We start from the raw sequence: 7,353 nt of genomic DNA, 5'->3' as shown, positions 1-7,353 counted from the left end.
ATTAAATACAAATCCAAATAGTCCAATTGCAATCTTTCCAGTGATCTTGCGAATGCTCTCTTTGTGCTTTCATAACCCGCGTCCTGAACCCAGAGTTTTGTGGTAATAAACAGTTCCTCTCTTGGCACACCACTCCGTTTGATGGCTCTGCCGACCGATTCTTCATTTAGATAAGATGCAGCAGTATCGATCAATCGATAGCCTGCCATAAGTGCTTCGTAAACAGCTTGTTCACATTCCTTTTCATCTTGGATTTGAAAAACTCCAAAGCCGAGTATCGGCATTTCAACACCATTGTTCAACCTTACTTTTTGCATAAAAAATTTCCTCCTATTGGGTCAATTAAACTTTTCTTTCTTTAGAAATCTGTTTCATCAATATTAATTTTAGATAGTGCTATATCGCTGCAAGTGCTTCACCTAATAATTCTTCATTCGATTTCCCTTAAACCACAGCCGTATCAAAGAAATTGCAGCCCAGTTCAACGGATCTACGAATCAATTTGATCATTTCATCCCGATCCGCTAGTTTTCCATAAGCATGATCCATTCCCATACAACCAAGCCCAATAGCGGAAACTTCCATTCCACTTTTGCCTAATTTTCGTTTTTGCATTATTCTACTTCCTCCAATCTTATTAACCATTAGACGATGCTATTATTATCCAACAAATGAAACCATGCCTGGTATCACAATCGTATCAAATGATTGCACAATCCTCTCACATCCATTTACGCAAAAAGAAAATACCCATTATAATGAGACTATCGCTATCGCGGATGAAGAAAACAAAGGGGGATTTTATGTTTGAACAATTATACAGACCACGAGTGGAGCTAGCTAAAATCATATCGGATCATACAGGGCAGGACGGAACTCAAATGACGGCTATCCCGTCTTTATTCTTCTCCCGTTATTCGAATGAAATTGGACCAAATTATGGAGTTCACAACCCTTCCTTATGCATTGTAGTTCAAGGAATGAAAGAGGTTTTGCTTTCACAGGAGCGCTTCAGGTACGGTCCTGCCGATTACCTTGTTGCATCCGTTAACCTGCCAATTACCGGACAAGTTACGGAAGCCTCTTCCGAAGTTCCTTATCTAGCTCTTAAACTTGAATTTACACCGAATGAAATATTGGAGGTGTTACGTGAGTTCCAAATGGGGGCTGATAAGAAGGAAAATGCCAAACGAGGTATGTATGTCAGCAAAATGGAGCCATCCTTGCTAGACGCCGTTACCAGATTAGTACGATTGCTAGATACTCCGAAAGATATCAAGGTACTTGCTCCACTAATCGTGAAAGAAATCATCTATCGGGTGCTGCAAGGAGATCATGGGGGGATGTTGAAACAAATAGCCATCGAAGGAAGTTCTACTCATCAAATCAGTGATGTGATTGAACATATTATGAAAAACTATGAAAAATCTTTTAAGATTGAGGAACTTGCCGAAATAGCAAATATGAGTGTTTCTTCCTTTCATCGGCACTTTAAAGAAATTACTGCGATGAGTCCCATCCAATTCCAAAAACAACTGAGACTCCAAGGAGCCCGGAGCCTGTTATTATCGGAATCTGCAGATGCCGCAGATGTATCATACCGTGTTGGTTACGAAAGCCCATCACAATTCAGCCGCGAATATTCGCGTATGTTTGGTTACCCACCTAAAGAAGATATAAAGCGCCTGAGGGAGAACAATGACGAAACGATCAATGCTTGAATCCCCTGCCTAATGGTGGGGTCTGTTTTTTGGGAGGAAAAGGACCACTTTATATAGAAATGAATTTGGCTGAAAATTCTTTGTAACTAAAAAAAGCAAGGCCCAATTGGCCCTGCTTTTATTTCACGATTACCTTCCCAACCATTCCTTCCTGGAAATGGTACCGGCAGATTAGTTCATATGTACCGGGATTTTTCGGTGTAACAGTAATGGTTGTTTCTTTTCCCGGCTGGACTTCGGTGTTAATTCCGAGCTTTTCCACGGTGAAGGTGTGCGCTTTCTTACCTTGGTTCTTCAAAATCAATGTTGTCGTTTGTCCATTCGGAATAGTGATATCTTTCGGATTAAAGTAATTATCATTCAATCCGACCGCTATCGCTTTCGCTGTCTCTACAGGCTGTATTAAGTGACCAGATTCGGCGAATACATAATGTGAACCATAAGTTGACATTACTACAATCGTTGCAAGTAAAACGACCCATCCAGTTAACCACTTTTTCAAATTCACTCCTATTCCCCTCCTTTCTTAAGTACTATTGTTTTCCAATTCATAAATTATTATCACTATAAATTGGGTTCCAACCTGATTAAAATAGTTACTCATTTCCAGAAACAGTTGAATCATGCTTTTCTACATTAAGCTTTAACTTAATTCTCTGAAGTCTGAGTGCGTTGAGAACAACCGAGACAGAACTAAATGCCATTGCTGCACCTGCTAACCATGGTGCTAAGAAACCTGATGCTGCGATTGGAATTCCTATGACGTTATATGCAAGCGCCCAGAAAAGATTTTGTTTAATATTTGTGATCGTCTTCTTACTCATAAAAATCGCGTCCGCAATACTAGTTAAATCGCCACGAATTAGGGTAATATCTGCTGCTTCCATTGCCACATCGGTACCTGTACCAATTGCCATACCGATATCAGCTGTCGCAAGTGCCGGAGCATCATTAATTCCATCTCCGACCATGGCTACTTTTTTATCAGCTTGTTGAAGCTTTTTCACTACTTCTGCCTTCCCTTCTGGTAATACTTCCGCTATGACTTTCTTAATTCCCACTTGATTCGCAATTGCTTGTGCGGTTTGGCTATTATCCCCTGTAATCATTACTACGTCTAATCCCATGCTATGCAAACGGGAAATGGCTTCCTTAGAGGTATCCTTAATGGTATCTGCAACGGCAACAATCCCTGCATAACGACCATCGATGGCTACTAACATTGCTGTTTTCCCATGCTTTTCCAAGTTCTCCATATTGGCTAGTACAGCCTGAACATTGACGCTATGTTTCGTCATGAGTCTGCGTGTACCGATTAATAACTGCTTGCCATTAACCGTTGACTGTATACCGAAACCAGGAATTGCTTCGAAATTTTCAGATAACCCAAGGTTAATTCCTTTTTCCTTTATACCTTCCACAATCGCTTCTGCCAGTGGATGTTCCGAGTTTCTCTCAGCCGTACCAACCAGCGTCAGAAATTCCTTTTCGTCTACGCCCTCTGCTAAAATAACATCTGTAAAAGATGGTTTTCCGTTTGTAACCGTACCTGTTTTATCAAGAATAATCGTATCTAACCGATGGGTTGTTTCAAGGTGTTCTCCGCCTTTAAACAAAATTCCAAATTCGGCTGCACGACCTGAGCCAGCCATAATTGAAGTTGGTGTAGCTAATCCCAATGCACATGGACAAGCGATCACTAATACCGCAATAAATTTCTCAAGAGCATCCGCAAAATCCCCAGGATTTACAACGAAATACCATACAAGGAAAGTAATAATTGCTATTCCTACAACGATCGGCACAAATATTCCTGAAATCACGTCAGCTAACCGCTGAATAGGGGCTTTAGAACCTTGTGCTTCTTCAACCACCTTAATAATTTGAGCTAAGGCTGTATCTTTTCCAACTTTTATTGCTTTGATCTTTAGGAACCCATTTTTATTAATCGTTGAACCTATAACGTTATCCCCAACTGTTTTATCAATTGGAATACTTTCACCCGATAACATCGATTCGTCAACCGTTGACCTGCCTTCCACAATTTCGCCATCAACCGGCACTTTTTCACCTGGTTTCACATAAACAATATCCCCTTCTAAGACTTCCTCAATTGGGATTATCATCTCTTGACCATCACGAACGACTGTTGCATTTTTCGCTTGTAGTCCCATTAACTTCTTAATCGCCTCAGACGAACGTCCTTTAGCCTTTGCTTCAAACAGTTTCCCTAATAGAATTAAGGTAATAAGAACAGCGCTTGTTTCATAATAGAGTTCTACCATTTGAGCACCGGAGCTAATTGAGTTAATACTTAAATATAAACTATAGAAATATGCAGCTGATGTCCCAAGTGCAACAAGCACATCCATATTTGCACTATTATTTCTTAACGCTTTATAAGCTCCCACATAAAACTGTTTGCCAACGATGAATTGTACTGGTGTTGCCAAAGCTAACTGAACCCAAGGATTCATTAACATTTTTGGCACCCAAATAAACCGTGTAAATTCAAAGTGACTAACCATCGCCCATAATAATGGGAATGACAAGATAAGAGAAAAAATAAACTTCCCTTGCTGCTTTTCAATCTCTTTTTGGCGATGGTCAACCTGTTCTCCTGCATTTTCTTTCTTTTGTTCCAGGTTATACCCTAGCTTTTTAATAGCCTCTTTCATTTCAGAGACAGAGACCTGTTCAGGATTATACTCAACAAGGACTGTTTCTAATGCGAAATTGACAGGCGCTTTTTCAACGCCCTCTAATTTGTTTAGTCTTTTTTCGATTCTTGTGGCACATGCTGCACAAGTCATTCCAGTTATTTGTAAGGTTGTTTCTTTTATTTCATTACTCATTGATATTCACCTCTTTTATACGGGTAGGGGGTATACTTTATTGCTAAAGATAACGTGCTTTTCGGGGCACGTTATCTTAACATCCTATTCAATATCATAGCCCTGGTCATCAATTGTTTCTTTGATCTTGCTTAAGGGAACTACTGCAGGGGTAAATTCAACATCGACTGTACCTTCTGCTAAATTAACCTTAACAAAATTAACACCATCAATTTTTCCAACACTACCTTCAATTGAATTTACACAATGACCACAAGACATTCCATTAACCTTTAAAGTAATCTTTTCCATTAATAATCACTCTCTCATTTATTTTTTCATTAATTTTTCTATAGTTAAAAGAACTTCATCTAAAACTTCTGTATCACCCTCGTTTATTCGTTCCAATACACAAGTTTTTAAATGTCCATCTAGAAGAATTTTTGCCACACTGTTTAAAGCAGATTGAGTAGCTGAAATTTGCGTAATAACATCATCACAATATGTGTCTTTTTCAATTAATCCTTTAATCCCGCGAATTTGACCTTCAATTCGATTTAAACGAGTAACCAAGTTTTTCTTTACTTTATCGGAATGATGACTCTTCCTTTCATTAGAAAGATGACAATCATGATTCATGTTTTCACTCATCTAACCTCACCTCCACACCTTTAATTTACTATACCCCCCTATAGTATGTCAAGAAGATAAAAAATGTACAGTGGATAAAAATACCCACTGCTCTTTTCACTATTTCGAAAGAATTTTTGCGCTCTGTTTGGTAAATCTAATAAATTTAGTTTCGCTAACAAATGTAGATCCCAACAGAAGTGCACCACCTAGGATTTGAATAGTAGTCATTTGTTCTTGGAGGATAATTGCAGAAATCAATATAGCTACAAATGGGTCTACATAACTTAGCATAGCTATACTCTGCCCTTTTAATTTTTCCATACCAGAGAAAAATAACCAAAAGCCAATGCCTGTATTGACAATCCCTAAAATAATAATAAAAGGAATGGAATAACCTGATACTTCAAAGATACCAAAGCCGGAAGTCAAGAAAACATATGGAATTAACAGTAAAGTGGTTGTTCCAAGCTGAATGATGGTAAGCTCTAACTTTCCCATATCTTTAATAAATTTATTTAAAAGCAATAACGCAGCATAAAATGCACCTGCGATTAATCCAAAAGAAAGTCCAAGTATATCATCTGATTTGGATGTACTCACTCCTTCACCTACAATCAATAACATACCTACGATGGCTACTCCAATACAGACAATTTTTTTAATGGATAGATTTTCCCGTAGTACAAAGGGAGAAAGAATCATCACAAACACCGGTGCAAAGTAATAACCTAGCGTTGCATTGGCAATTGTCGTATAGTCATACGATTGATAAAGAAAAATCCAATTTCCACCTAATGCAATACCTGAAAGAATCAAAAATAAAGCATTAGATTTTACTAAATTCCATGCAATTTTTTTCTTCATCAACAAGAATATTAGCAGTAAAAATAAGCATCCTAGGAAACTGCTAAGTAAAGCCCTTTCGCTCGATGATAGATCAATGAATCGAACAACCAAACCAATTGTACTGAAAATAATCATTGATAATATAAACTGAATTTTAGATTTCATCGTCTACTCCTACCCTGTAAGGTGCTTTTTCCATCATATCACTCAAATAAAACATCTTTAGATACCCATCCCTTTCAAACTTGATATCTCATTGGGATTAGAATAACATACTCATATATATTACAAAATTGAATGTTTCTCATGTTAGATATGACAAAAATGAATGTAAAAGGGGAAGAATTATGAATATCCAAAAATATATGGCTTTTGTCAAAGCAGTAGAATACGGGAGCTTTACAAGAGCTGCTGATTCATTAAACTATACACAGTCTGGCATCAGCCGTATGATTAGCGATTTAGAAACGGAATGGGGGGTTTTCCTTTTTGAAAGAGGACGCGCCGGTATCAGTTTAACATCTGATGGCTTAAAGTTACTGCCGCATTTAAAACGAATATGTAATGAACAGGAAAATTTATTGATGCAGGTAGAGGAATTAAACAATATTCAATCTGGGATGATTCGTATTGGAACATTTTCAAGCGTGGCAACCCATTGGCTCCCTATTATTATTAAATTCTTTAAGAAGGACCATCCCAATATTGATTTTGAACTGCTGTTAGGAGATTATACAGAAATTGAAAACTGGATTATAGAGGGTCGTGTTGACTTTGGATTTTTACGACTGCCGACAAAAGCAGGAATTGAAACTATCTTTTTGGAGCAAGACCGATTGCTGGTTGTAATTCCTCAGGATCATCCGCTTGCTAATTGCGATAAGTTTCCAATCAACGAATTATTGAACAATCCATTTATGTTATTGGAAAAGGGGGCTAAAGCAGAAATCTCTGAAATTTTTGAGAGGCACCAAATTTCACCACAAATCCAATTTACAACATGGGATGATTATGCCATTATGTCTATGGTAGAAAATGGGCTAGGAATCAGTATATTACCAGAATTGATTTTACACCGTATTCCTTACCAAGTTTTAGCAAAAGAGCTTGAAGTTCCTGCTTTTCGAAATATTGGTATTGCTATGAGAGAGCATAAATCACTTACACTTGCATCCAAGAGATTTTTAGAATATTTACCATATAGAAATAGGGAATCCTCTCTAGGAAATAATTAAAGAAAGATTTTATATTTTCCATTCGGACAGCTTTCGTGATTTCAAAGGCATGCGTGTCCGAACATCGGTCGTATTCGGACAGCT

At 37.8% G+C, this 7,353-nt stretch carries 8 protein-coding genes and 1 pseudogene; 2 read left to right on the top strand and 7 right to left on the bottom strand.

The genetic code is table 11. The annotated features are described in order from the left end of the window. Positions 1-317, bottom strand: a 317-nt coding sequence (locus V7659_RS20465; RefSeq protein WP_335541833.1) for an aldo/keto reductase, incomplete at its 3' end; no start/stop codon positions are given. A 127-nt stretch (positions 318-444) separates the two neighbouring features. Then, complete coding sequence (locus tag V7659_RS20460) at positions 445-615, bottom strand: hypothetical protein (protein ID WP_335541832.1); 171 nt, start codon at positions 613-615, stop codon at positions 445-447. A gap of 188 nt (positions 616-803) precedes the next feature. Here V7659_RS20460 and V7659_RS20455 point away from each other — a divergent pair, with 188 nt between their 5' ends. Further along, complete coding sequence (locus V7659_RS20455) at positions 804-1,721, top strand: AraC family transcriptional regulator (protein ID WP_335541830.1); 918 nt, start codon at positions 804-806, stop codon at positions 1,719-1,721. Positions 1,722-1,839: 118 nt separating this feature from the next. Here V7659_RS20455 and V7659_RS20450 read toward each other — a convergent pair whose 3' ends face one another. The 5 genes and pseudogenes from V7659_RS20450 to V7659_RS20430 all read right to left on the bottom strand — a co-directional run bounded on the left by V7659_RS20450 (position 1,840) and on the right by V7659_RS20430 (position 6,199). After that, positions 1,840-2,229, bottom strand: coding sequence for a cupredoxin domain-containing protein (locus V7659_RS20450; RefSeq protein ID WP_335541828.1), 390 nt, complete (start codon positions 2,227-2,229; stop codon positions 1,840-1,842). Positions 2,230-2,317: 88 nt separating this feature from the next. Then, positions 2,318-4,543: pseudogene (locus V7659_RS20445) on the bottom strand (heavy metal translocating P-type ATPase); the annotation flags it as partial. A gap of 117 nt (positions 4,544-4,660) precedes the next feature. Then, the gene (copZ, locus tag V7659_RS20440) at positions 4,661-4,867 is read right to left on the bottom strand and encodes a copper chaperone CopZ (RefSeq protein ID WP_335541826.1); all 207 of its coding nucleotides are present in this window, start codon (positions 4,865-4,867) and stop codon (positions 4,661-4,663) included. Positions 4,868-4,885: 18 nt separating this feature from the next. Further along, positions 4,886-5,206, bottom strand: coding sequence for a metal-sensitive transcriptional regulator (locus V7659_RS20435; RefSeq protein ID WP_335541825.1), 321 nt, complete (start codon positions 5,204-5,206; stop codon positions 4,886-4,888). A gap of 99 nt (positions 5,207-5,305) precedes the next feature. Further along, positions 5,306-6,199, bottom strand: a complete 894-nt coding sequence (locus V7659_RS20430; protein ID WP_335541823.1) for a DMT family transporter — start codon at positions 6,197-6,199, stop codon at positions 5,306-5,308. A 182-nt stretch (positions 6,200-6,381) separates the two neighbouring features. Between V7659_RS20430 and V7659_RS20425 the strand changes: the two genes are divergently transcribed. Further along, positions 6,382-7,269, top strand: a complete 888-nt coding sequence (locus tag V7659_RS20425; RefSeq protein ID WP_335541821.1) for a LysR family transcriptional regulator — start codon at positions 6,382-6,384, stop codon at positions 7,267-7,269. Positions 7,270-7,353: the final 84 nt, after the last annotated feature.

Source organism: Neobacillus drentensis (assembly GCF_036966985.1).
GTDB classification, from domain to species: domain Bacteria; phylum Bacillota; class Bacilli; order Bacillales; family Cytobacillaceae; genus Neobacillus; species Neobacillus drentensis_E.
The sequence above is the reverse complement of the archived record's forward strand: the minus strand, read 5'-3'. Positions and strand labels throughout refer to the sequence as shown.